At 57.2% G+C, this 26,147-nt stretch carries 20 protein-coding genes; 12 read left to right on the forward strand and 8 right to left on the reverse strand.

From position 1 onward, the window contains the following. Positions 1–90 precede the first annotated feature (90 nt). Together feoB and J9789_RS03045 are read right to left on the reverse strand one after the other, a co-directional pair. On the reverse strand, positions 91–2,223 hold the full coding sequence (gene feoB, locus J9789_RS03040; RefSeq protein WP_209342158.1) for a ferrous iron transport protein B: 2,133 nt from the start codon (positions 2,221–2,223) through the stop codon (positions 91–93). Continuing rightward, positions 2,214–2,456, reverse strand: a complete 243-nt coding sequence (locus J9789_RS03045) for a FeoA family protein (protein ID WP_209342160.1) — start codon at positions 2,454–2,456, stop codon at positions 2,214–2,216. Before J9789_RS03045 ends, feoB begins: the two co-directional genes overlap by 10 nt. Positions 2,457–2,689: 233 nt before the next feature. Between J9789_RS03045 and J9789_RS03050 the strand changes: the two genes are divergently transcribed. Further along, positions 2,690–4,060, forward strand: a complete 1,371-nt coding sequence (locus J9789_RS03050) for an MATE family efflux transporter (protein ID WP_209342161.1) — start codon at positions 2,690–2,692, stop codon at positions 4,058–4,060. Positions 4,061–4,118: 58 nt separating this feature from the next. On the opposite strand, the gene J9789_RS03055 is transcribed toward J9789_RS03050, so the two are convergent. The 4 genes from J9789_RS03055 to J9789_RS03070 all read right to left on the reverse strand — a co-directional run bounded on the left by J9789_RS03055 (position 4,119) and on the right by J9789_RS03070 (position 9,806). Then, a complete protein-coding gene (locus tag J9789_RS03055) occupies positions 4,119–5,150 on the reverse strand; it encodes an aminotransferase class I/II-fold pyridoxal phosphate-dependent enzyme (RefSeq protein WP_209342162.1) in 1,032 nt (343 codons plus the stop codon). 66 nt (positions 5,151–5,216) lie between these two features. Next, the gene (locus J9789_RS03060) at positions 5,217–6,899 is read right to left on the reverse strand and encodes a glutamine--tRNA ligase/YqeY domain fusion protein (protein WP_209342163.1); all 1,683 of its coding nucleotides are present in this window, start codon (positions 6,897–6,899) and stop codon (positions 5,217–5,219) included. Positions 6,900–6,986: 87 nt separating this feature from the next. After that, positions 6,987–8,150: a YibE/F family protein gene (locus tag J9789_RS03065; protein ID WP_209342164.1), complete on the reverse strand. Its 1,164-nt coding sequence runs from the start codon at positions 8,148–8,150 to the stop codon at positions 6,987–6,989. A gap of 96 nt (positions 8,151–8,246) precedes the next feature. Beyond that, positions 8,247–9,806: an alkaline phosphatase gene (locus tag J9789_RS03070; protein ID WP_209342166.1), complete on the reverse strand. Its 1,560-nt coding sequence runs from the start codon at positions 9,804–9,806 to the stop codon at positions 8,247–8,249. Positions 9,807–10,000: 194 nt separating this feature from the next. Between J9789_RS03070 and J9789_RS03075 the strand changes: the two genes are divergently transcribed. The 3 genes from J9789_RS03075 (at position 10,001) to lysS (ending at position 13,306) form a co-directional block, all read left to right on the forward strand. After that, positions 10,001–10,726, forward strand: a complete 726-nt coding sequence (locus tag J9789_RS03075; RefSeq protein WP_209342168.1) for a hypothetical protein — start codon at positions 10,001–10,003, stop codon at positions 10,724–10,726. 129 nt (positions 10,727–10,855) lie between these two features. Then, entirely contained in the window at positions 10,856–11,329 is a 474-nt protein-coding gene (gene greA, locus J9789_RS03080) for a transcription elongation factor GreA (protein WP_209342170.1), read from the forward strand. Positions 11,330–11,341: 12 nt separating this feature from the next. Then, positions 11,342–13,306 carry a lysine--tRNA ligase gene (gene lysS, locus J9789_RS03085; protein WP_209342171.1) on the forward strand — a complete coding sequence of 655 codons (1,965 nt, stop codon included), beginning with the start codon at positions 11,342–11,344 and terminating at the stop codon, positions 13,304–13,306. 135 nt (positions 13,307–13,441) lie between these two features. On the opposite strand, the gene J9789_RS03090 is transcribed toward lysS, so the two are convergent. Further along, a complete protein-coding gene (locus tag J9789_RS03090) occupies positions 13,442–14,671 on the reverse strand; it encodes a site-specific integrase (protein ID WP_007713157.1) in 1,230 nt (409 codons plus the stop codon). Positions 14,672–14,728: 57 nt separating this feature from the next. Further along, a complete protein-coding gene (locus tag J9789_RS03095; RefSeq protein ID WP_007713156.1) occupies positions 14,729–14,929 on the reverse strand; it encodes a hypothetical protein in 201 nt (66 codons plus the stop codon). Between the two features lie 912 nt (positions 14,930–15,841). On the opposite strand from J9789_RS03095, the gene J9789_RS03100 reads away from it, so the two are divergent. The 8 genes from J9789_RS03100 (at position 15,842) to J9789_RS03135 (ending at position 26,146) form a co-directional block, all read left to right on the forward strand. After that, a complete protein-coding gene (locus tag J9789_RS03100) occupies positions 15,842–16,906 on the forward strand; it encodes a lambda-exonuclease family protein (protein ID WP_007713152.1) in 1,065 nt (354 codons plus the stop codon). 15 nt (positions 16,907–16,921) lie between these two features. Continuing rightward, positions 16,922–19,195: an ATP-dependent RecD-like DNA helicase gene (locus J9789_RS03105; RefSeq protein ID WP_209342173.1), complete on the forward strand. Its 2,274-nt coding sequence runs from the start codon at positions 16,922–16,924 to the stop codon at positions 19,193–19,195. A gap of 69 nt (positions 19,196–19,264) precedes the next feature. Further along, positions 19,265–20,284, forward strand: a complete 1,020-nt coding sequence (locus J9789_RS03110) for a hypothetical protein (RefSeq protein WP_209342176.1) — start codon at positions 19,265–19,267, stop codon at positions 20,282–20,284. Between the two features lie 38 nt (positions 20,285–20,322). Next, entirely contained in the window at positions 20,323–22,101 is a 1,779-nt protein-coding gene (locus J9789_RS03115) for a YodL domain-containing protein (protein WP_209342178.1), read from the forward strand. After that, the gene (locus J9789_RS03120) at positions 22,098–22,361 is read left to right on the forward strand and encodes a hypothetical protein (RefSeq protein ID WP_245185003.1); all 264 of its coding nucleotides are present in this window, start codon (positions 22,098–22,100) and stop codon (positions 22,359–22,361) included. Before J9789_RS03115 ends, J9789_RS03120 begins: the two co-directional genes overlap by 4 nt. 71 nt (positions 22,362–22,432) lie before the next feature. Further along, entirely contained in the window at positions 22,433–23,395 is a 963-nt protein-coding gene (locus tag J9789_RS03125) for a Cas9 inhibitor AcrIIA9 family protein (protein WP_209342180.1), read from the forward strand. An 11-nt stretch (positions 23,396–23,406) separates the two neighbouring features. After that, a complete protein-coding gene (locus J9789_RS03130) occupies positions 23,407–23,952 on the forward strand; it encodes a hypothetical protein (RefSeq protein ID WP_007713138.1) in 546 nt (181 codons plus the stop codon). A 1-nt stretch (position 23,953) separates the two neighbouring features. Further along, entirely contained in the window at positions 23,954–26,146 is a 2,193-nt protein-coding gene (locus tag J9789_RS03135; RefSeq protein ID WP_245185004.1) for a PcfJ domain-containing protein, read from the forward strand. Position 26,147: the final 1 nt, after the last annotated feature.

The following is a 26,147-nucleotide window of genomic DNA, read 5'->3' on the forward strand; positions in this document are numbered from 1 at the left end:
AGCCTACACCCTCCACCAGATAGAAGGTCAAGTGCCTTTTTTTAGGATAGCACCCCTTCCAGTTTGTGTACAGTTAAAAATCCATAAAAATCATGCCAGGCCCAGCAGCCGTACGGCGGAGGCCACCAGGAAGCACAGTCCCATGCCCAGCCCGGCAGGCAGTGCCACCGACAGCAGGGTCCATCTAACGCTGCGGGTCTCCCGGGCAATGGTAAGGCAGGTGGTGGAACAGGGCCAGTGGAACAGGGAAAAGAGCATGGTGCACAGGGCGGTGAGCCAGGTCCAGCCGTTGGCCACCAGCAGCTCCCGCAGAGCGTCCAGGCTGGCGGTGTCCTGAATGGTGCCGGTGGACAGGTAGGACATGAGGATGATGGGAATGACGATCTCGTTGGCGGGGAAGCCCAGCAGGAAAGCCATGAGAATGGTGCCGTCCAGGCCGATAATCTGGCCCAGAGGGTCCAGAAAACCAGTGCACCAATTCAGAATACTGGTCCCGCCCACGGTCACGTTGGCGCACAGCCAGATCACCAGCCCGGCGGGAGCTGCCACAGCTACCGCCCGGCCCAGGACGAAGAGGGTGCGGTCCAGCACCGAGCGGACCAGCACCTGGCCCACCCGGGGCTTGCGGTAGGGGGGCAGCTCCAGAGCGTAGGCCGAGGGAAGGCCCTTCAGCAGGGTACCTGACAGCAGCCGGGACACCGCAAAGGTCATGACCACCCCCAGCAAGATAACGGCGGTGAGCAGCAGGGTGGAGGCCAGCCCCTGCCACCAGCCGCCGGACGTGCCCACGAAGAACATGGCGATGAGGGCGATGAGGGTGGGGAAGCGGCCGTTACAGGGGACAAAGCTGTTGGTCAGGATGGCGATGAGCCGTTCCCGGGGAGAGTCGATGATGCGGCAGCCCACCACACCGGCGGCATTGCAGCCAAAGCCCATGCACATGGTGAGGGCTTGCTTGCCGCAGGCCTTTGCCTTCTGAAAGGCGTGGTCCAGCAAAAAGGCCACCCGGGGCAGATAGCCGAAGTCCTCCAGCAGGGTAAATAGGGGGAAGAAGATGGCCATGGGGGGCAGCATGACGCTGATGACCCAGGCCAGCACCCGGTATACCCCCAGCACCAGAGCTCCGTGGAGCCACTCCGGCGCGCCCAGCCAGAGGAACAGGTCGGTGAGCCGGTCCTGGACCCAGAACAGGCCGGTGGACAGCAGCTGAGAGGGGTAGTTGGCCCCTTCGATGGTGAGCCACAGCACGGCCGCCAGCAGGAGCAGCATGGCGGGAACGCCGGTGGCCCGGGAAGTGAGCAGCCGGTCCAGCCGCTCGCCGCCGGAGGGGGCGCTCCCCTGGGGCAGAGCGGCGGCTGCGGCCTCATGGGCGGCCTGGACCAGACTGGCGGCCAGGGCGCCGCCCAGGTCGTCCACCCCGCTGTGGGCCAGTTGTTCCCTGGCGTGGGTCAGCGCCTCCTGGAGGGGGTGGTCCGTTCTCGGATCCCAGCCCAGCTGCCTGGCCAGGCTGGGCGGTAGGGTGGGGTCCCCCTCCAGCAGCCGCAGCGCGGTCCAGCGGGGGTCCAGCTTCCCCTGGAGCCGGGGCTCCAGCAGAGGACGGAGGGAGGCGGCGGCAAATTCCACCGCCGGTGGGTAGCGGACCGGCCGGGGTCGTGGCGGCTCCGGGGCGGTCAGCAGGGCGTCCAGGTCGTCCAGCAGTTCCTCCAGCCCCTCCTCCCGGCCGGCGGAGATCCCCGCCACCGGCACGCCCAGGTGGGCGGACAGGGCGGGCAGGTCCACCTGGATGTGCTTGCGGGCGGCCTCGTCCAGCAGATTGACGCACACCAGGGTGCGGGGTTCCAGTTCCAGGGTCTGGAGGACCAGGTTCAGGTTGCGCTCCAGGCAGGTGGCGTCGCACACCACCACCGCGCCCTGGGCGCCGCCGAAGCAGAGAAAGTCCCGGGACACCTCCTCCTCGGCGGAGTGGGCCAGCAGGGAATAGGTACCGGGCAGATCCACCAGGGTATAGCTTCTGCTGCCCCGGAGACACTGGCCCTGAGCTACCTCCACGGTCTTTCCCGGCCAGTTGCCGGTGTGCTGACGCAAGCCGGTCAGGGCGTTGAAGAGGGTGGACTTGCCTACGTTGGGGTTGCCGGCCAGGGCCACCACCGGGCCCGAGCCCTCTGTAGGCCGGACCGGCGGGGCGGCGGCGCCCGGCCCGGTGGCCGAGCGGGTCAGTCCCATGGCGCGCCCTCCAGTCTGACGCCGCTGGCGTCCCGCCGCCGCAGGGCAATGACCGCCCCCCGGATCCAGTAGGCCGCCGGGTCACCGGCGGGGCTGACTGCCGTGCAGCTCACCGGGGTCCCCGGCACCAGCCCCAGGTCCAGCAGACGTCGCCGCATGGCGGGCTCGGTGGTCACCTCGGCCACCTGGCCCCACTGGCCCACCCGAAGGGCATCCAAGGTCATGGTACTCATATCAAAACGCTCCTCGCTGTCGGATGAAATGGGGGAGGCCGGGGCCATAGGGCCGGTGCAGGCCTCCACACCCTATCCTATTGCGGGTCGGGAGAGATGGTGCCTTGGGAAAACTGATTCGTATACTGAAAATCTATTGACTAACCATATACAATCCGTTAGAATAACAACGAAATATATCCTTTTTTGCCGCAGCGGGCCGCTGCGGCTCTCTTTTCGGTTGGGAGGTTTTTATGTCGGAACTGCAAGAAAACAAAATGGGAGTCATGCCCATCAAGCGGCTGGTCCTCTCCATGTCCCTGCCCATGATGATCTCCATGCTGGTGCAGGCCCTGTACAACGTGGTGGACAGCTACTTTGTGGCCAAGGTCAGTGAGAACGCTCTGGCTGCCGTAGGCATGGCATTCCCCTATCAGAACCTGATGATCGCCGTGGCCGTTGGTACCGGCGTAGGTGTCAACGCCCTGCTCTCCCGCAGTCTGGGCGCCAAGGATTTTGAGACGGCCAACCACACGGCGGAGAACGGCGTTCTGCTGGCGATCCTCAGCACGGTGGTCTTTTCCATCGTGGGCGTGGTCTTTGCCCAGCCCTTCTTCCAGGCGCAGAGCAATGACCCGGACATCGTCAGCAAGGGTGTGGCTTACCTGCGCATCTGCGCGGGCCTGTCTTGCGGCCTGTTCCTGGAGATCATGTTTGAGCGGCTGCTCCAGTCCACGGGGCGCACCTTCTACACCATGATTACCCAGGGTGTGGGTGCCATCATCAACATCATCATGGACCCGGTGCTCATCTTCGGCATCGGTCCCTTCCCCAAGATGGGTGTGGCCGGCGCTGCCGCTGCCACTGTTATGGGTCAGATCGTGGCTGCTATTCTGGCCCTGATCTTCAATATCACCCGCAACCATGAGATCCAGCCCAGACTGAAGGGCTTCCGTCCCAGAGGAAACATTATCGGGCGGATCTACAGCGTGGGTATCCCTACCATCGTGCTCAATTCCATCAGCTCGGTAATGACCTTCGGTATGAACCTGATCCTGGGCGCCATCTCCACCTCCACTGCCGTGGCGGTCTTCAACGTGTATTTCAAGCTGCAGAGCTTTGTGTTCATGCCGGTGTTCGGCCTGAACAACGGCATGGTGCCCATCGTCTCCTACAACTTCGGCGCCCGGAAGCGCAAGCGCCTCACCGATACGGTGCGGTTCTGCGCCATTCTGGCCGTGGGTATCATGCTGGTGGGCCTGGTCGTCATCCAGCTCTTTGCTGCCCCCATTCTGGGTATCTTCGAGGCATCCGACGAGATGCTGCGCATCGGTGTGCCCGCCCTGCGGATCATCAGCCTGTGCTTCGTCTTTGCCGGCTTCAACATCATCTGCTCCTCCACCTTCCAGGCTCTGGGCAACGGTGTGCTGAGCATGATCATGTCCATCGGCCGTCAGCTGGTGGTGCTGCTGCCTGCCGCCTACCTGCTCTCCCTCACCGGCAACGTGACCGCCGTGTGGTGGGCCTTCCCCATTGCGGAGATCGCCTCTCTGGCTATGGCGCTGCTGTTCCTGCGCCGGATCTTCCGGGAAGTCATCACTCCGCTGGGCGATGTGGAGGCGTAATAGAAAACATAAAAACCCTCCGGGACAATGTCCCGGAGGGTTTTCTTTTTTGCGTTGCTTACTGCAGGTCGGGCAGGGTGGCCAGCAGACCGTCCACGTCAGCCTCAGTGGTGTGGAAGCAGGCCACGAAGCGGACCACGGTGTGGTTCTCGTCGTAGGGGCACCAGTCCTCGTACTGGCAAACCTCGTCCAGCAGAGGCTTCTTGTCGTTGGGGGCGATGACAAAGACCTGGTTGGTGGGGGATTCCACCCACAGCTTCCAGCCCTTGGCCTTCAGACCCTTCTGGAGGCGGGCAGCCATCTCGTTGGCCTGGCGGCCCATCTTGAAGTACAGGTCGTCCTCAAAGACGGTGAGGAACTGTACGCCCTGGATCCAGCCCTTCTCCATCACGGTGAGCAGGCGCTTCTTCATGCGGAAGAAGCCTTTGGTGAGCTCGGGGCGGGTGATGACCAGAGCCTCGCCGAACATGGTGCCGTTCTTGGTGCCGCCGATGTAGAAGGCGTCGCACAGGTGAGCGAACTCGGGCAGGGTCATGTCGTTGGCGTCGGAGGCCAGGGCGCAGCCCAGCCGGGCGCCGTCAATGAAGAGGTACAGGCCGTTCTCACGGCAGAAGGTGTACAGAGCGGTGAGCTCCGCCTTGGTGTACACGGCGCCGTTCTCGGTGGCGTTGGAGATGTAGACCAGGCCGGGCTCAGTCAGATGCACGTCCTGGTGGAGCTTCAGCAGGGGAACCAGCTGCTCGGGAGCGATCTTGCCGTCGGGAGTGGCGGGCACGGTGAGGATCTTGTGACCGGTGGCCTCGAAGGCGCCCACCTCATGGCCGTTCAGGTGGCCGGAGTCGGGGCAGATGGCAGCCTGCCAGGGCTTGAGCAGAAACGCGCAGGTAAGCACGTTGGCCTGGGTGCCGCCGGCGACAAACTCCACCATGGCGTCGGGCAGGCCGCACACTTCGCGGATACGGGCCTTGGCCATATCGCTGTACTTGTCATCGCCGTAGCCGATGTTGCCCTCCAGGTTGGCGGCGCAGACGGCCTCCAGGACCTTGGGATGGGCGCCAAAGGAATAGTCATTGCGGAACCAGAATTTCATGTTCATGACCTCCAAACGGATGGCGCGGGGGCAGAGCCCCGCGCGCCACTCTTTAAAATTTAAGATTTAAAATTTAAAGCTGTCCTTCAGGCTCACAGAACGGTTGAATACCAGATGGCCGGGCTTGGAGTCCTTGTTGTCGGCGCAGAAATAGCCCTGACGCAGGAACTGGAAGGAGGCGGGAGCCTCCACGTTGGCCAGGCCGGCCTCCACCTTGGCGTTGGAGAGGATCTCCAGGGAGCCGGGGTTGAGGCAGTCCAGGAAGTTCTTGTCGCCGGCGTCGGGATCGGCGTCGGTGAACAGGTTGTCGTACAGGCGCACCTCGGCGTCCACGGCGGTGGCAGCGTCCACCCAGTGGATGGTGGCGCCCTTCACCTTGCGGCCATCGGCGGGATCGCCGCCGCGGCTCTCGGGATCGTAGGTGGCAAAGATCTCGGTGATGTTGCCGTTTTCATCCTTGGCACAGCCGGTGCACTTGATGAGGTAGGCACCCTTCAGGCGGCACTCGGGGCCGTCGGGATAGAGACGCTTGTACTTGGGCACCGGGGTCTCCAGGAAGTCCTCGGCCTCCACATACAGGTTGCGGGAGAAGGTGATCTCACGGCTGCCGGCCGCGGGATCGTTGGGGTTATTCTCCACGGAGAAGGTCTCGCTCTGACCCTCGGGGTAGTTGGTAATGGTCAGCTTGACGGGGCGCAGCACCGCCATGACACGCTGAGCGGTCAGGTTCAGGTCCTCCCGCAGGCAGTGCTCCAGGAAGGCATACTCCACGGTGGAGGCGGCCTTGCTCACGCCGTTGCGCTCGGAGAAGTTGCGGATGGCCCGGGGGGTGTAGCCCCGGCGGCGCAGGCCGCACAGGGTGGGCATACGGGGATCGTCCCAGCCGGACACCCGGCCCTCCTCCACCAGCTGGCGCAGCTTACGCTTGCTCATAACGGTGTAGTTGATGCCCAGGCGGGCGAACTCAATCTGCCGGGGCTTGGCGGGCACGTCGCAGTTGGCGATGACCCAGTCGTACAGGGGACGGTGATCCTCAAACTCCAGGGAGCACAGGGAGTGGGTGATCCCCTCCAGGGCGTCCTCCAGGGGGTGAGCGAAGTCGTACATGGGATAGATGCACCACTTGTCCCCCTGGCGGTGGTGGTGCATGTGGTTGATGCGGTAAATGACGGGGTCGCGCATGTTGAAGTTGCCGCTGGCCAGGTCGATCTTGGCCCGCAGGGTCATGCGGCCGTTCTCAAACTCACCGGCCCGCATCCGGGCGAACAGGTCCAGAGACTCCTCGATGGGACGGTCCCGGTAGGGGGAGCGGGCGGGGGTGTTTACGTCGCCGCGGTACTCCTTGAACTGCTCGGGGGTGAGCTCGCACACGTAGGCCAGGCCCTTCTTGATGAGTTCCACGGCGTACTCGTACATTTTCTCAAAGTAGTCGGAGGCGAAATAGAAGCGGTCGCCCCAGTCATAGCCCAGCCAGTGGATATCCTCCTGGATGGCCTCCACGTATTCCACATCCTCCTTGGTGGGGTTGGTGTCATCCATGCGGAGGTTGCAGAGACCGCCGTACTTTTCGGCGGTGCCGAAGTCTACAAAAATTGCCTTGGCATGGCCGATGTGCAGATAGCCGTTGGGCTCCGGGGGGAACCGGGTGTGGACGGTCATGCCTTGGAACTGACCACCCTGGGCGATGTCCTCGTCAATGAAATCATGGATGAAGTTCTGCGTCATGGTGGGGTTCAGCTCTTCTGGCATTTGGTTTCACTCCTTTATCTTAATACGAACCAATATTTTACCCCGGAACTGGAAAAAAAGCAAGAGGCCAAGCAAAAAGGAGGCGGATCATTCCGCCTCCTGCAGGGCCTGCCGTTTTTGCCGTCCCGCCAGCAGGAAGCCGCTGGTGAGGGCGGTGAAGGGGGCCACCGTGACCAGACCGAAGGAGCCCACGATGGTGTGGACGATCTCGGAGGCCACATACTTATAGTTAAGGATGTTCCAGATGGGGGTGCCCTGGGCCATAAAGACCATCAGCAGGGCGATATAGCCGCCGGAGTAGGCCAGCAGCAGGGTGGTGGTCATGGTGCCCATGGCGGCCCGGCCCACGTTCATGCCGGAGCGCACCGCTTCCCAGCGGGAGATGTCGGGCCGCTTTTCCACTACCTCGTGGACAGCGGAGGTGATGTCCACGCTCAGGTCCATCACCGCGCCGGAGGAGCCGATGAAGATGGAGGCCATGAAGATCTGGGTCAGGTTCAGGTCCTGATAGCCGGCGTAGAGCAGGCTTTCGGAGTAGGCCATCACCGCGCCGTGGATCTGGAAGAGGTCGGTGAACAGAATGCCCAGCACACAGGTGACCAGAACGCCCAGAAAGGCACCGGAAACGGCGGAGAGACACCGGCGGTCAAAGCCGTAGACCAGGGCGATGATGAGCAGGGTGAGTACCAAAGTCACCAGCAGCCCCATAAAGATGGGGTTCCAGCCGTTGAGGTAGAGGGGGACCAGCACCTTCCACAGCATGAGCACTGTCAATACAAAGGAGGCGATGGCCCGCAGGCCGGTGCGCCCGGCAAAGAGGATGAGGAACACCGCAAAAATGCCCGCCAGGATGGCCTCCTTGCCGATACGGTAGTGGTCGGTCATGGTGACCGAGAGGATCTCGTCGCCCTGGTAGCTTACCACCACCATGGCCTTGTCGCCGGGGACGAATAGTTTGTCCTGCTCCAGGGAGCCGTTGAGCATATTGATGCCGGTGGTGGTCTGTCCCTCGAAGCGCCCGCCCAGCAGCTCCAGGGTGCAGCGCTGCTCACCGGAGCGGACCAGGCCGGTGTCGATGATGGCGGAGTCGTCTACCGCCGTCACCAGGGCGGTGCAGCGGTCGGCCTGCTGGTATTGCAGGGCCCCCTCAAAGCCGGTGGGGGCCAGCAGCAGGAGGACGATCAGAGCCAGGCAGATGGCCAGAGGGGCGCAATAGCGCCGCTTTTCGGCGTCCAGGAGAAGGGATTTCATCAATGTATCGGTCCTTTCGCATGGGCAGAGAGGATGCGGCATATGCCGCATCCTCTCTGCTGTCTGTATCGGTAGGGGTGGGAAGGAAGGGGAATCTTACTGAACGTTGAGCATGTCAGCCAGCTTGTTGAAGATCTCGGTGTTGTCGTAGTAGCCGTTGAACTGCTCGGCATTGACACCGTGGGCCAGCACGGCCACGGGCAGGCCGGTGTGGCTGTAGGAGGTGAAGGACACGCCGGACTTATTGTTCAGGATGTGGGTGATGGTGACGGTGAGAGGCTCGTAGGTGCCGTACATCACGTACTCCTGCTGCTCGTCCATGCCGGTGGCGGTCTCATTGATGCTCTTCTCGTAGGCGGTCTTCAGCTGAGACAGCTCGTAGGGGGTGAGCACCAGCTTGTCGCCCTCCTCGCCCTCGGTCTTCAGACCGAACAGGGTCTCGATGTCGGCCAGCACGTCCTCAAAGGAGGTCTTGTTCTCCTTGTAGGCGGCCACATAGTCGCTGTCATACTTGGCGAAGGAGATCTTCTGGCTCTCCAGCAGGTTCAGGTAGGTGTCGTAGTCGGTGCCGGCAAAGCCGATGGTCAGGCCGCCGGTCTCATGGTCGCCGGTGACCAGGATCAGAGTCTCGTCGGGATGCTCCTCAGCGAAGTCGATGGCCACCTGCACGGCGTCAGCCAGAGCCTTGGTGTCGTGGATGGAGGAAGCGGCGTCGTTGGCGTGGCAGGCCCAGTCGATCTTGCCGCCCTCGCACATCATGAAGAAGCCCTTGTCATTGTCCAGGACCTCGATGCCCTTCTCCACATAGTCGGCCAGCGCCCACATGTCGTCGGTGCGGTCCAGCTCATAGGCCATGGCGTCGCCGTCGGCCAGGTGCTCGTCCACAATCACCACGGGGCCCTCGGTGACCTGCTCGGCCTCGGCCTGGGTCTTGACCACGTTGTAGCCGGCCTCCTCAGCCAGGGTGTACAGGTCGGCCTGGTCGCCCTCAGCGCCGGTGGGCTTCAGCAGGCCGCCGCCGGCGAAGTACTCAAAGCCGGAATCCACCAGCTCCAGGCCGATCTCATAGTAGTCGTTGCGGCTGGCCTGATGGGCATAGAAGGCGGCGGGGGTGGCGTGGTTCAGGTTGACGGAGGAGATGACGCCCACCTTCATGCCCAGCTGATCGTGGACCTTCTCGGCGATGGTCTCATAGGCAGTGGTGCCGGTCTCGTCCATGTTGATGGTGCCGGAGTAGGTCTTGTGACCGGTGGAAATCGAGGTAGCGGTGGAAGCGGAGTCGGGGCAGAAGCTGTTGGAGTCATAGGTGACGGCGGAGCCGGCAGCCTCGAAGTTTATGAAGTTCAGGTAGGAGGGGCCGTCCAGAACGGCGCCGCCGTTGTCGTCCAGGCTGGGCTCAGCCTGCCAGTAGTCGGCATCCTCGAGGGCGCCCAGGTAGTCGGCGGTGGACTGGATCTGGGGATAGCTCATGCCGTCGCCGATAAACAGGAAGACATACTTGGGGGCCTTGACGGCCTCGTTGGACAAATTCTGGGCCTGGGCGGCGGGCGTAGAGCTGGCCTGAGCGCCAGAGTCAGCGGGGGCTCCGCAGGCGGCCAGGGTGGTGCCGAAGGTGGCGGCGGCCAGAGTGATTGCCAGGGGGCGTTTCCAATTCATGCTTGATTCCTCCAAAATCAGGTTCAATCTTAATCTCTCCAGAGACACATGCATCATACCCGAAAGATTTAAGGCTTCGCTATCACGGTCCGGTAAAGGAATGCAAAACCGGGGTAAGGCATTGTAAAGGAATTGAAAAGGGGTGGGCATACAGGGGGGCGGGACGCATAGGCTTTTCTGAGGTGAAGACGGGCATGATGGGCGTACTGGAACTGACAGAGCGGCGGGGGCGAAAGCCCCAGGCAGAACGGCGATGGCTGCTGGGGCTGTGCTGCCTCTGGGGGGATGTACCGGTGAAGACAGGGATGGGAGAGCGCAGGCTATGCAGGCGGGTGGAGCGGGGATGTGACCTGCTGCTCCGCTCCGGTGTGCGGCGGGTGCTGACGGCGGAAGACTTCCCTTACTGGGAGGAGCTGTTCCGGGCAGGGCTGCGCCCGGTGGAGCCGGAGACCTTCTGCCAGGCCCAGGCCGCGCCGCTGGCCCTGGCTGCTCTGGGCTGGCAGGAGCGCAGACCGGAGCGGGCGTCGGTGCTTTTGTACGGGCGGCGGGTAAGCCCCGCCCTCTTCCGGGCGGCGGAGCAGCTGTGCCCCCGGGTGCGGGATCTGGCGGTGGATGCCGGGGAGGAGGGGGAGGAACTGGCCGGCTGGCTGCGGGCGGAGTTCGGGGCGGCGGTACGGCCGCCGGAGGCGGGACAGGCCGACGTAGTCCTGGCCTTTGACCCGGGGGCCCCGGCGGGGCGGACCGTGTTTCACCTGTACGGACACCGGCCCGATCTGGCTGGGTTTCTGCCCGCTTTGGCGGACTGTGGGCTGCCCTCCGGACTGGATCGGCTGCCTCTGCTGGCGGTGCTGTGGGAGGAAGGAAAAATCAAGGGGGAACAGCTGCGTTTTCTGCCACCTAATACCAAATTATTGACTTGACAGGAGGGGGTAAACTACATATAATATCGTATTAACGTGGCGGAGTGTTTCCGTTCTGAATTTGCGGGGGCCGCTGCCGGCCCCGTGCCGATAGAGTAAAGCAATCAAGGAAAGGTGTGCACGATCGACATGGCAAAAGAATTCAAACTCAGCGCTGAGCGCCTGGAGGAGCTGAAACAGGAGCTGAACTATCTGAAGACCGTCCGTGAAAAAGAGGTGGCCGATCAGATTAAGGAGGCCCGTTCCTTCGGCGATCTGTCTGAGAACAGCGAGTACGACGAGGCCAAGAATGAGCAGGGTAAACTCTACTCCCGCATTGCGGAGGTGGAGAACATCCTGGCCAACTACGTGGTCATCGAAGAGCATGAGACCGACCCCAATTCCGTCCGTCTGGGTTCCACCGTCAAGGTGCTGGACCTGGAGTTTGAGGAGGAGGAGACCTACCAGGTGGTGGGTTCTCAGGAGGCCGACCCCATGAACGGCCGCATTTCCGAGGACTCCCCCTTTGGAAAGGCTCTGCTGGGCCGGGCGGTAGGCGAGGAGATCCAGGTGGAGGCGCCTGCCGGTGTGTTGAGATATCGTATCCTAGAGATTCAAAAGTAAGGAGCAAGAGCAATGAGTACTGAAGAGAGAAGCGTCAATCAGCCGGAGGAACAGAACCTGTCCGAACAGCGCCTGATCCGCCGCGCCAAGCTCAAGGAACTGCAGGACGCGGGTCAGGATCCCTTCCAGATCACCAAATACGTGGTCAAGCATCACTCCGCCGATATCAAGGAGAACTTCGAGGCTCTGGAGGGCAGCATGACCTCCGTGGCCGGGCGCATCATGTCCAAGCGGGGCATGGGCAAGGCCGTGTTCTGCGACCTGCAGGACGGCAAGGGCCGCATCCAGCTCTATGTCCGTGTGGACGAGCTGGGCGAGGAGGCCTTTGCCAAGTTCAAAAAGGTGGACATCGGCGATATCGTGGGCGTGGAAGGCGAGGTCTTCAAGACCAAGCGGGGCGAGATCTCTGTCAAGGCCCACAAAGTGACCCTTCTCTCCAAGTCCCTCCAGCCTCTGCCTGAGAAATTCCACGGCCTGACGGACAAGGAGACCCGATATCGCCAGCGCTATGTGGACCTGATCATGAACGAGGACGTGCGCCGGGCCTTCGAGGTCCGCACCGCCTTCATCAAGCATGTGCGCCGCTACCTGGATGAGCGGGGCTACATGGAGGTGGAGACCCCCGTTCTGAACACCATCTCCGGCGGCGCCAACGCCCGCCCCTTCATCACCCACCACAACACCCTGGATATCGACATGTATATGCGTATCGCCACCGAGCTGCACCTGAAGCGCCTGGTGGTGGGCGGTTTCGAGCGGGTGTACGAGATCGGCCGCATCTTCCGCAACGAGGGCATGGACCCCAAGCACAACCCCGAGTTCACCACCATTGAGCTGTACGAGGCCTACGCCGACTTCAACCACATGATGGACCTGTTTGAGGAGGTGCTCTCCTCCGCCGCCAAGGACATTCTGGGCACCTATCAGGTGACCTGGCAGGGGGAGGACATCGACCTGACCCCCGGCTGGCCCCGTCTGCCCATGCACGAGGCGGTGAAGCAGTACTGCGGCATCGACTTTATGGCCATCAACAGCGACGAGGAGGCCGTCGCGGCCGCCAAGTCCATCGGCGTGGAGCTGCCCGAGACCGCCGACCCCACCTGGGGCAACGCGCTGTACGAGTGCTTCGATCAGAAGGTGGAGGAGAAGCTGATCCAGCCCACCTTCATCACCATGCATCCCGTGGATGTGAGCCCCCTGGCCAAGCGCTCCCCCGCCGATCCCCGGCTCACCGAGCGGTTCGAGCTGTTCATCTGCCACAGCGAGATGGGCAACGCCTTCTCCGAGCTCAACGACCCCATCGACCAGCGCCAGCGCTTCCAGAAGCAGGCTGAAATGCGGGACAAGGGCGACGAGGAAGCCGGCATGATGGACGAGGACTTTGTCAACGCCCTGGAGTACGGCCTGCCCCCCACGGGCGGCCTGGGCATCGGCATCGACCGCTGCGTCATGCTGCTCACCGGCGCCGACTCCATCCGGGACGTCATCCTGTTCCCCACAATGAAGCCACTGGAGCAAAAACGGGATGAAAGCAAGGCTGGAAATGCAGCTGTAAACGTATCTGCGGAGGCTGCAAGCGTGTCCGCGCCGAGCGTACAGATTGATCTTACCAAGGTGAAAATCGAGCCTTTGTTTGCAGATGAAGTAGACTTTGAAACATTCAGCAAATCTGATTTCAGAGTGGTCAAGATCGAAGCTTGCGAGGCTGTACCGAAGTCCAAGAAGCTCCTGAAGTTCACATTGAATGACGGAACAGACCGGAAACGCACGATTTTAAGCGGTATTCATGAATATTACGAGCCGGAAGAACTGGTTGGTAAGACCTGTGTGGCAATCACAAACCTGCCGTCGAGGAAGATGATGGGGATTGATTCCGAGGGTATGCTGATTTCCGCAGTGTACGAGTATGACGGACGGGAAGGCTTAAATCTTCTGATGCTGGATGACAATATCCCGGCGGGAGCGAAGCTGTACTAAAGAGGTCGTTTAACACTGAAATTCGTGTTACTACAACTTTTTTACAACTTTTGCTTGAAACCAGACGACACCAGACGGGCCAAAATAAAGGGCAAATCCGCGTTTGAAATGCGGATTTGCCCTTTTTTGTAATTTTCACATTAGTACCAAATCGTCCTTGATCACTTCAGCTTTTTCCTTCATGCTTTCCTGCGTGATATGGGTGTAGATATCCATGGTGGTGGAGAAATCAGCATGTCCCATCACTTGCTGGATGAACTTAATGTCGTTTGTCTTCTCGCAAAGTCTGGTGCAAAAGGTGTGCCGTAAATTATGTACGCTGAAATGAGGCAAGAGATTCGGTTCACGGTCTTCCAATTCTGCTTGATCCATTTCTTCAGCGTTATAGGCGATGGAGATGCGCTCAATGGCCCGATTGATGTTATGGGCGCTGAGAAAATAGCCAGAGCGGTTGCGGAAGAGGAATCCATGATATCCATTCATTACGAGATCCTCCGGATACAAGGCGTCCATCACTTCAATCAGAGCGCGGAGCTGTTCGGCAACCTGCGGATACAGGATGGGAATAGTGCGTGTGCCGCTCGCCGTTTTAGGAGTGGTGATGTGAAAGCCTGCTTCTCCATCAATAACTCGATAAATCAGGTTGTGATTCACAGAGATAGTGTTGTTCTCCAGATCTACATCGTTTTTGGTCAGCCCAGTACACTCTCCCACACGCAGTCCCGTACCGAGTAGTACGACCATAACTGGTAGCCAGTGGCTATACATCGGTGACTTGGAAATAAAGCGAAGAAAATTCTTCTGCTGCGTCATCGTAAGAGCGATCCTTTTTTTCGCAGGTTTCCCGGCGCCCTCTGCTTTTAGGGAACGATAAACGCCTTTACTGGGATTCTTCCGGATGTAGTCATCATCGACTGCCAATTCAAGTGCAGGATGAACCAGATTATTGATGTTTTCCAGTGAGTTGATTGCAAAGCCCTTTTTCAAGAGTTTCGTGTAAAATGTCAGGATATCGCTTTTACGAATATTGGGCAGGGGAATGTTAGCAAACGGCTCGTCTTTAACATAGTTGCTCCAAAGGTATTCGTAATTAGCTCGCGTGGAAGCCTTCAACTGGAGTTTCGTATCCATGAGAACTTTGAACATATCATTTAGGGTGATTTTCATGGCCTCTTGGGTACGAATGCCGTCATCGGCATCTTTCGTGAGCTGTTTTTCTTTTACACGAAGAGCAGCTAAGTCGGAATCATAAATGTACTTTTTCTTTTTTCCCAGCTTGTAGACAAACATATAGCTGCCGTCTGATCGCTGGGTTTCACCTGGCCGCAGATTGCGGCCTTTGTTGTCTTTCCTGATTTTTGGCATAGATTGATACCTCCCGATGGTTGGTGTACTGTTGCGCCCCTGGTGGGCAGGATTCTGTCAGCATGAGATCTCGTAAAGATATTCCTTTACGCGCTGAACGCTCCAAAGGACACGAGAATTCATGGTGATGCGAGCATGGGCAAGGTCGCCAATCTGAACGGCGGTGTGCCGCCCGCAGTCGAGCAGTTTGCAGAGCGATTCCGTATCTACCGCCAAGCACTGCTCAGGCGAAAGGTCATTGGGTTTTCTTTTCTCCATAATTGCCCTCCTTTATTTGCAATTACATATATCCTCTACTGTTTGTAGGGAAAGGTTTTCAACAAAAACAATGAAGTCATTAAAATTCATCGGGAAGTATCAGGACTCTTCCAAAGGCCATTTCCTGCGCCGGGCTTTTCCGCCGCGTATTTTCAGGCAGCCGCTATGCGGCAATTAAGCTGTGGGCGCGCAGAAGCACACTGTCCGCAGCGCCTGTATAACTCCAATGGAAAAGGTTTATAGGGGCTGTCAAGGTACAAAAGGCGTACAGACAGGCAGTGGAACCACACGCCATGTCTATACGCCTTATATATAGGGACGGAACGGGTTGAATTCTGCAGATTCCCGTTTTTTTATGCTCAAACAGCTACGAAGAAATAATTGAAACGCTATATGTAGATTACGATGCTTGACTAACACTATATATTGTGCTAAACTTGCTTTGTAATTGATTTTTGTGCGCTTCCCGTATGGGATACAGACCGATGTTCTGTACCGCAGGCCGAAAGCCCGCATTGCACACGCAGTTAAGATTGTACTTGTGCCAGTAGTATTACTGCGCCCGTATGGGACGGTATATTACTGGCTTTTTCTATTTTCAGGGAGTATCCATTCCCTATTTGCGAGGATGACTTTGGTTCACAGGTTACTGTGGACATCAGGCGTATGCCGCAGTCAGCCTCGCTTATTTTTTTGCCCAAACGCCGGAAACGGCTTTGAGGATATATCAAAAATAAGAAAGGCAGGTATACAGATGAACACGAAAATGTCGAACCATGAAATCATGGTGAAAGAGAAGAAATTGAACGAGAGCTGGAGGCAGTCCAAGAGACAGCAGCAGCCTATCAAGAGACGGTGCCCGGTGATGAAGGCGCACGTCGTTCCTCGCCCGACGAGGAGGGGGTGCTGAGTATGCCGGATAGCTGTGCGGCATTGAAAGAAACACATCAACCGCAGGTATTGGTCGAGACCGCAGGCTTATCCGAAAAGGAATGGCTCGCTTATCGGCGAAAAGGAATTGGCGGCAGTGATGTGGCTGCGTTGCTGGGGATATCGCCCTGGCGGACGGCCCGTGACCTCTACTACGACAAGCTGAATATTGCAGCGGTTGAGGACAACGAAAACAACTGGGTTGCTCTGGAAATGGGGCATCTGCTGGAGCCGCTGGTGGCAAAAATTTTTCAGCATCGGACCGGCTACAAGATTTATCAGGTCAAGAAGATGTTCCAGCACCCCAAGTATCCCTGGATGCTGGCTGATGTGGACTACTTTGTAGAACTTCCGGATGGCACGACCGCAATTTTGGAAATCAAAACCACAAACTACAATGCTAAGGATCACTGGTGGCTGGATGGGGAAGAAACTGTTCCGGTCTACTACGAAACCCAGGGGCGGCATTATATGGCGGTCATGGATGTGGATCGCTGCTTCTTCTGCTGCCTGTATGGCAACAACGAGGAAGAAACCATCATTCGTGAGATTCGCCGTGACGAAGCTTATGAGGATGAGATGATTTTTCTGGAACAGCATTTCTGGGAGAACCACGTCCTTGCCAAAACACCGCCGCCCTATACCGAGGATGGCGATCTTGTAATTGAAAGCGTGCGCCGGCATACGGGTCCTGCAGATAAGGACGCCCCTGTGGTGACCTTTGATTATTCTCTGACTGCCAAGCTGATGCGGTATCTCCAGCTTCAAGAAGAAAAGAAACGTGCTGAAAAGGACAGCAAGGAAATCGATGCGGATATGCAGCGACTGAAGGGAGCACTGATTGCCGAAATGGGCAAGAGCTGCAAAGCTATTTGCCAGCAGGATGGCGTAAATTATACGGTCACCTACAATCCGGTGCGGAAGCCTAACATCGACAAGGACAATCTGATCCGGCTGAAACTGGAACATCCTGATATCTACGAGCAGTATGTCACAATTTCGGAGTTTCGCCGGTTCAGTGTGAAAGCTGATACCAAGGCGGCTTAAAGGAGGGAAAAAGAAGTGATCCACAGAGGAACTTATGACGGGACGATTTATCACAACCCGGCAAATCGGTTCTGCATTATTAGTGTGAAGACTGCCGACAAAGAGGTGCCGCAGGAGGCCCGTTCTACCCGGCGGTACAGAGACCATCTGATCCGTTTTGTGGCGACCGGTTATGAACTGCCCCGTACGGATGCGGTGGAGCTGGAACTGGATGGTGAATGGAAGCAGGGCAAGTATGGTATGCAGCTTCAGGTGGAGCAGTGGCGCGAGATCGTCCCCCGGACCAAAAGCGGTGTGGAGGGGTATCTGGCATCGGGTCTTATCAAAGGCATCGGGCCCGCAACCGCCGCGCTGATTGTCGCCCGGTTTGGCGAGGACACGCTGGATATTCTGCAAAACCAGCCGGAACGGCTTTTGGAAATCAAAGGTATCACGGAAAGCAAGCTGGAGGACATCAAGACCTCCTATGCGGAGAGCCGGATGCTGCAGGATCTGATGACCCTGCTTTCCCCGTTCAAAATCACGCCGAAAACTGCGCTCAAGATTTATCAGTATTTCGGGCCTGCCAGCGTAGACATCTTGAAAAAGAGTCCGTTTGAGCTGTGCCAGATATCCGGGTTCGGCTTTCTGCGTGTAGACGCCATTGTTCAGAAGAACGGCGGTGACCTTCATGCCCCCATGCGGGTCAAGGGTGCGCTGTTCTGGGCGCTGGAAGATGGTAAAGGAGCTAAAGGGCACCTGTTCTTGCTCAGGGAAACCCTGCAGAAAGAGGCGCTTCGGCTGCTCAACAACAAGATTCCGGTGCCGGCACTTCGCCTTCAGGCGCAGGAAGTCGCAGATGTGCTGCAAGACATGATCCTTAAAGGAGAAGTGGTGGCAGTCAAGGATAACATCTATCTGCCCCGGGTGTTTGCACAGGAGGACGAAACCGCCCGCCGCATTGCCATGCGGTTGGTGGAGCCGTCAGAACCGGAGCGGATTGAGCGGGTGTTGGAACGGGTCAAGCGTGAGATGGGCGTGGTGTTGTCCTCCAAACAGGAGGCTGCCGTCTATGCGGCGTATCGCCACAATCTTTCCATTATCACAGGCTCTCCCGGTACCGGCAAAACGACGGTTCTGAAAACGATCCTGGAGGTATACCGCCGGCTGCACCCTGACGGCCAAATCGTCTTGATGGCGCCGACGGGCAGAGCCAGCCGTCGTATGGCAGAGAGCACCGGCTTTGATATGGCCCGGACGCTTCACAGCGGGTTGGGCCTCGGCAGCGAAGAGGACGATGTCAACCGAACCAAACAACAGGAGCCGTTGTCGGCTGACCTGATCATCGTGGACGAGTTTTCCATGGTAGATATGTGGCTGGCAGATAAATTCTTCTCGCGCATCAAGGACGGTGCACGAATCGTACTTGTAGGCGACCCGGATCAGCTCCCCAGCGTGGGAGCCGGAAATGTGTTCCGTGAGCTGATCGACTGTGAGTTGGTGCCTGTCACCGTGCTGGATCAGATTTTCCGTCAGTCCAAAGACAGCTTGATTGCCTACAATGCCAAGTTCATCAACGAGGGCAATACCAAGCTGTACTATGGGCCGGATTTTATGTTTATGGCAAGCGATAACCAGGCGGATGCCGCCGAGCGGATCATCTCCCGTTATTGCAGAGAGATTGAAGAAAGCGGCATCGACCGAGTGCAGATCCTGTCGCCCTTTCGCTCAGAAGGTGCGGCATCGGCGGAACAGCTCAATGAGGCTATCCGTGAAGTGGTCAACCCGTTCCGATCCGCCGAAGACGAGATCAAAATCGGTGTCAAGGTTTTTCGGGTCAATGACCGTATTATGCAGACCAAGAACACAGCAAAGGTATCCAATGGCGATCTGGGCTTTATCCGTTATATCAAAGACGGGGAGAACGGAAAGCGTGTGGGCCTCGATTTTGGAGTTGGCCGGGAACTGGAATACAGCGTAGAGGATATGGTCAATCTGGACCTTGCCTATGCCACCACCATCCATAAGTCTATGGGTTCTGAGTATGAAACGGTTATCATGCCGCTTTTGAAAGCGCATAGCATCATGCTCTACCGCAATCTGCTCTATACCGGAATCACCCGTGCTAAAAAGCGTGTGGTGCTGATTGGACAGAAGCAGGTGCTGTTCATGGCGATTCACCGCAACGAGATTAGCAAGCGAAATACGCTGCTGGGCGCACGCATCGACATGTACTTTAAGGCCTATGCCAGACGTGCCGGTATTCCGCTCCCGAATGAAGCGAAAAAAGAATTGAAACATGCAGGTTAAAAAGGGACGCAAAGTGCAGAAAAAGCACAGTGCGTCTCCTATTTTATTTAACAGGAAGGAGTTTGCAAGATGAACGAAAGCAGCAATCCCAAAACCATGTATGAGGCCGTACCCGCCGTAGCAGAGTTGAACAAGGTGCCGGGCTTTGACCCGCTCAAGTTCCTCCGCCGCACCAAGGACAGCATGAGACTGGATCTGCCCTATCAGAAGCTGTGGTTCCGTATGGCCCATCCCAATGGCCGTATGCGCGTGACGGCGCTGCGGATCACCGAACAGATGGCGATTTTCGAGGCCCGGGTGTTTTTGGATCGTGGCGATGCCGAGCCTTTCAGCATGAGCGTGGCCCAACAGCAGCTTCAGGACAACCGTGACTTTATCCGAGGTGCACAGAATGAGGCTTTGAGTCAGGCTCTCACGGATGCCGGCTTCGGTATTCAGCTCATCAACGCCGACGCACAGGCCGCCGCCGAGCAGAAGAAAGCCAACGCCGCCGAGAAAAAGGCGGCTGAGACCGTTCCTGTTCAGGTGGAGCGCACGGAACCGCGTCAGACGCCTGTCAACGCCCCTCGGAAGCCTGTTGCGCCCGCTGTTGGTGATTCCCCTGCCAGCGACCTTAAAACGCAGCAGAGGGCGTCTGTGGCCCCGAAAACGGCTGTGACGGCCCCGCCTGTGGAGTCGGTGGAACAGCGGCTGCCGGTGGAGCCTGTTAAGGCGGAGAAAGTGGTGCCCACGGATACTGTGATGGCTGCCGCTGAACCGGGAGCTGTGGAGCAGACGGATGAACTGCCGCTGCCCGCCCAAAAGGCTGAGATGCGAATCGAACCCAAGGGCAACGATGCGCCTGCGCAGGACGAGGCTCCGGCCTACACGCAGAATACTCCTGTGGAAGAGCTTCTGCAGGTGATGACGCTGGAACAGGCTAGACAGGTCGTTGTGGATGATGGCATCTGCCGTGGCATGACGATTGCACAGGTGGCGGAGAAACGCCCGGTCAATTTGCGCTTTTATCTCATTCCGGGCAAGAGCAAGAACAACCTGGTGCGCGCTGCCGCCCAGCTGGTGCTCGATTCTCTCCAGAAGGCCGGCTGATATGAACCCCAGCGTGGGTACAAAGGGAGGAATGACAGATGGGCTCATACCCGGATGAATTTCCGTTCAATATCATGGATGTCGTGGAACTGCTGCACCTGCGTATCAGGCGCCAGCAGTCAAATAGTGTCTATGTGGATTGCCCGTTCTGTGGCGATCGCCGGGGAAAGATGAATGTCAATTTCGTCAAAAATGTGTGGCGCTGCAATTACTGCGGCGAGCATGGCGGAATGCTTGGGCTGTATGCACGGCTCAACAATACGACGACCTCGGACGCTTATTGGGAAATAGCAGAAGCTTTGTGCGACAACTGCCATGAAGAACATATACGCTCCGGGAATGAAGCTCCTAAGCTGACGGTCAGCACCGGGTCCTCGCTTTCGGGGGCCCGGGCTGACGCCGGCTGTCATTCTACTTCCGAGCGAAAAACTGTGCCGCAGTCAGAAAAAGCAAGTCCTGCGGAGATCCATCAGACGCTGTCCCTGCTGTTGGCCCAGCTTACACTGCGGCCAGATCATAGGGAGCACCTTCGTTCACCCAAGCGTGGGCTGTCTGATGAACAAATTGAATCGCTGGGCTTTAAGAGCACCCCGCCGCCCTTTTTGTGCCGCTCTATTACGGCGCGTCTGATACAGATGGGCTGTAAGGTGGAAGGTGTCCCAGGGTTCTACCGCGATGACTGCGGCTACTGGACCATGGCCTTTTATAAAAAAACATCTGGAATCTTGATTCCAGCCGTTGGTTTTGACGGCAGATTACAGGGGTTTCAAATCATGCTGGATGTGCCGCTGAAGGACAAAGATGACCCGCCGGAAAAAGCTGGCGCCAAATACATCTGGTTTTCTTCTTCTTCCAAGAGAGACGGCGCTTCATCGGGAAGCCCGGTACACCTGGTTGGTGATCCGTCTGCCCGTGTGGTGTATGTCATTGAGGGGTTGCTGAAAGCCGACATATCCCACTGTTTGACTGGACGCACCTTTGCTGCGATTGCCGGAGCCAATAACACAAGTCCACTGGAACCGTTATTTGCCCTTCTGGCGCAGAGCGGTACAGAGGAGATCATAGAAGCCCACGATATGGACAAGTACAATAACCAAATGACCATGGCGGGAGCCTCAAAAATCTATCTGACAGCCCGAAAGTACGGAATGAATTGCAGGCGGCTGACATGGAATCCCAACTATAAGGGGTTTGACGATTGGCAGCTTGCCTTGCGCCGGGAAAATCAGCGAAGAAAGGAGTTGGAAAAAAAGACATTCAAAGAACAGTACCTCAATGGCTGGTGTGAGCTGGCGCATATTGAGGACTGCACCGAGCAATGGCAGCACCTGGCAGAGAGGAGTATCAGTTTAACCGAATATTTGGGTCTGACCCGGGAAGAGCATGAAGATTTTCTGCGCCATGGCAGGAAGGCGCTTGGCGTCCTTCTGGAACCCCAGCGCAGGAAACAGCGATTTGTGCTCTATCAGCTGGAACTGGACGAGCAGAGAGCGATTCCGTTTGCTTTCAAGGATATGGAAGCGGTAAGAAAGGCCGGCTATGAGCAGCCGCCTGCGGCTCAATATCGCATGGTCTGGACGGGAGAAGTCTATTGTCCGACCGAGCAAAGTGATGCCGAGGTATTGAAACGCCTGTTTTCAGAACTCAGTGTGGGGTTGCCGGAAGACTGCAACGGACGGCCAATGTCTCTTTCTGATGTTGTGGAACTAGAGTATCCCATGAAACGAATTTACTACTATGTGAACGGAGATACACAGTTTCAACAGGTGAAATTTTCTCCAATGCTCGCCAAAAAGAAGGTTTCGGGAGGAGCATGAGCAGATTGATGGTTGTTGTAAAAGGAACGAAGAAGGGACAGTTGGAGGCGCTTTTGGAGCAATGCGTTCAGCTGGATGCGGATGTGCGCCCCAGCATGGAACAGGGATATTTCACGGTGACAGTTCCGCCGCCCTGGAATATTTCGGCACAGATGGTGGCGCAGGCAGTACAGGAACAAATCAAAGAATGGGCGGAGCAGTACCCCAATGTGGTCTGCTACTGCTTTGACAGCTTCAGCACTTTGCTCTATGTGCTGTGATACTGGTAACGATGGCATGGAATGGGCTTTGGCCCGTCCATGCCGTTTTCGTTTACAGAAAGGAGTTCACTATGGGATATTTTTCAGAGATGTCGCTGGATATGCAGGAGGGACGCAAACCGTCGGCAACTGCACTCACGGGCGAAAATGCCTTTGAGGAAGAGGAAAGCTTTGACGAGCTGCCGGTGCCTCCGGTCAGCAGTTCGTCTGTCCAGCCCCTGAACGAAGCTGCACCCCAGCCTGGTTCTGATGCGGCATCCTCCGTTTCCGCTGAGATGATGGAAGCGCCGGAGGATGACCCCATGGAAGAGGATGGCGGATGTGACGATGCAGTTGACATCAAAACGGATGTGCCCGTCGGAAATGGTGCGTCCAAGGATGCCGATGAAGAAAAGCGCCGTGCCGAGCATGAGGCTGCCGAAGCAAAACGCAAGGCTGAATGGGAGGCCAAGCAGGCAGAAAAAAAGCGGGCCCTGCAGGAGCAGATGGACCGCCTTGCCGCTATGAGCGATGATGAAGTGGTATCCGCCTCCATGCAACGTGTCAGTAAGGATGTGGAAAAGCTGACCCGTCGGAACATGAAGGAGTGTGTTTCGGAGTATATCCAGACGCTCTGCCTGGATGATCCGGCTTTTGCCCGGCTCACCATGCACCCGAAGAAAACCATGATCCATTGCTTCCAGTACATCAGCCGGAAGGCGTGGGACTATGTTCAGGACGAGCTCAAGGCCAGTGGTATCCAGCCCGGACAGGGCGGCCAAGGCTATGGCTGCGATATTCCTGACGATTTGTGCTACCAGTGGGCGGAAGATTATTTCCGCGACCCGGATGCCAAGGAGGACCAGGAGCAGGAGGAAAAGTTTGTGCCGAAGCCCTATATTGGCAAGACTACCGGAAATACCGGCAAGAAAAAGAAAGCGGAAAAGAAGCCCGCCGAAAAGAAAACGCCGGAACCAAAACCGGCGCCGGAAAAGAAGCCTTCTACTGATGGCCAGATGTCTTTGCTGGATTTCAGCGTGGCAAAAGCTGGGTAAGGAGGTAGCGTATGATCGCGTACAAAGGGTTTCATCCTGGCATGGTTTGTATCGGCTATCAGTTCCAGATGGGATTGAACGTGACCAAAGAAGCCAACTGCCGCCAAAACGGTTTTCACTGTGCGGAAGACCCACTGGACTGTCTGAGTTATTACAGTGATGTGGATCACTCGGAATACTATATCGTCAACGCTGGCGGCGACATTGATGAAGACGAATTCGATTCAAAGATTTCCTGCACTGAATTGACGGTTCTTAGGCGGCTGACCAAGGAAGAACTTTTCACCCTTGGCCTTGCGTTTATGGCCGATCATCCGAAACGGAAATGGAACAGCCATGTGAAGAAGGACAAAGCTGTGGCGTGTTGTGGATACGCTGTTGTGCGTGGTGTTGACCCTGTTGCACAAGGCAGCCGGAAAGGTGATGTGTTAGCGTTTGCCAAGGAAGATCCGGTCACCGGCTGTATCCAGCAGATCGTGGTGGCGACCATTGATGGGAAGAAACTCCGACCCAATGAGTGGTATGGAGCCGATCTTGAAAAAAGGACGGTGAAATGAATTGAAGAAATCTATTCTTCTGGGGATGCCAAAACTGACGGCATCCCCGGAAATGAAAAAAGTGGCACTTGAAGACGAGCCGGAAAAAGTGAGAACCTACTCCGGGTACACCCGCATTCGTCGGAAGTATAAATGCTATATGAATTGCATGGTTCAGAACGGCATTTTGAAGGTGGCGCTTTATCTGCCGGATCATCTTCGATTGGATGGGGACAATCCCGCCTATGAGGTGTTTCTTGATAAAAAGAAGCGCCAATTCCTTACCTATGACTATTTGGATAAGAAGTGGCGAGATGCCAAGCTGGACAGACTGGAATGGCCTGGACAGGATTATGATGCGGTTTGCTGGGTGAGTACAGGAGACTCAGATATGGTGCAGCAGTATTTTTCCAGCGAACGTGGCGGATACTTCGGCATCCTCGATTTTCAAAGAAAAGTGAGAGAAGAACAGCTGGATCAGCGTCATAGGCGAATCACCGACCCGTGGGACAAAGATCTTGCTCAGGTACCGGAATTGCCGAAAGACTGGGGCCGTTGGGCCGACAAGGTGGCCGTGCGGGAAAATTTTATATTTTACAACTACAAGCGCGGCGGAGCAAAAACTGGCTACTGCACCTTCTGCGGGAAGGAGGTGCCTATTTCCGGGCATCCCTACCACAACAAAGAGGGACATTGCATCCGTTGCCGGCATCCCGTTGTTTTTAAGGCGCTGGGCCGCACTGGCTATTTTCAGACGCAGAGGCATTATGCTTATCTTATCCAGCGGTGTAGAGATGGGTTTGTTGTCCGAGAATTCTGGGCGAACAGGACCTATCGAAAGCACAGTTTGCCCAATAGTGAACCTTATTGGCATGAGATCCGGCGTTCGATTTATGACCGCAGCGGAGAAATCCGATCTTATTACTGGGGAATGTACTGCCAAAGAGAAGTGCGCTGGATCATAGGAAGCCCCTGCTATTACAACTATAGCTGGTATCAGTCTGGCCGGGTGTATGGAAAGACTTTGCCCAGCCTTGGGAAAAAAGAACTTCGCCAGACCGGCTTGGTTGAGTGGGTACGAAGCCATCCCATCACTGATCCTGAAAAATACTTGGCGGTATGGGAAAAACTTCCCCAGATGGAGCAGATTTGGAAGGCTGGACTGCCGAAGCTGACCAACGAGTGCTTCAACTCCTGTGACCGTGTGCGAAAATTGGTTCTGCATCCGAACGAGCCAGGGTTGATTCGAGCTCTTGGTCTGGATACGCCCAAATTCCGCCGCCTGCGCCAGTTGGACGGAGACACAGAAACTTTAGCCTGGCTGCAGCTTGAGAAGCGGACGGGACAGTGTATCACGAATGAAATGCTGTGCTGGAGCAAAAAAGAACGGATCAGCCCCAGGGATCTGGTGTTTATCGCAGACCGCATGAGTGTGGTACAGATCAAAAATTATCTGGAACGGCAAAAGAAGTATTTCGATGGCAGCTGCCAGCAGGCGCTGACCACCTGGCAGGACTACCTTGCTATGGCAGAACGGCTGCACTATGACACCAGTGATGAGATCGTATACCGTGTGCGCAAACTGCGCCAGCGGCACGATGAACTGGTCCTTCAGAGTGAAGCTGGGAGTCTGGAGGAGCAGGCGTCGAAAATGGCGGCGAAATATCCCCATGTCAACGACATCTGCATGGAACTGCAGGAAAAATATGCCTACAGCGATGGCGACTACATAGTGCTTGCGCCTCAAAACATCTTTGCCATCATCAAAGAGGGGCGTATGCTCCACCATTGCGTCGGAAATGACGGAAGCGGCGAGCGGTATTATGAGCGCATCGAGCGCCGGGAGAGCTTCATCATGTTCCTTCGCCGGACGGATGAACCGGAAGACCCCTATTACACGCTTGAAATCGAGCCGGATGGTACTGTGAGGCAGAAACGTACCCTGTTTGACCGCCAATATGAGGACATCGAACAGGCAACGGAATTCCTGCTGAAGTGGCAGAAGGTCATAGCAGCCCGTCTTACCGGCCGCGACCTGAAGCTGGCCGAGCGGAGCCGTGAGCTGCGGAATGAAGAATTTATCCAGATGCAGAAAGACCGTGTGATTATCCACACTGGGCATCTGGCTGGCCGTCTGCTGGCAGATGTGTTGTTGGCCGACTTAATGGAAAATACGGAAGTCATACAGCCGCAGGCACTCCCTGCAGTCGCGTGAG

The organism is Flavonifractor sp. AGMB03687 (assembly GCF_017811815.1).
GTDB lineage: Bacteria > Bacillota > Clostridia > Oscillospirales > Oscillospiraceae > Flavonifractor.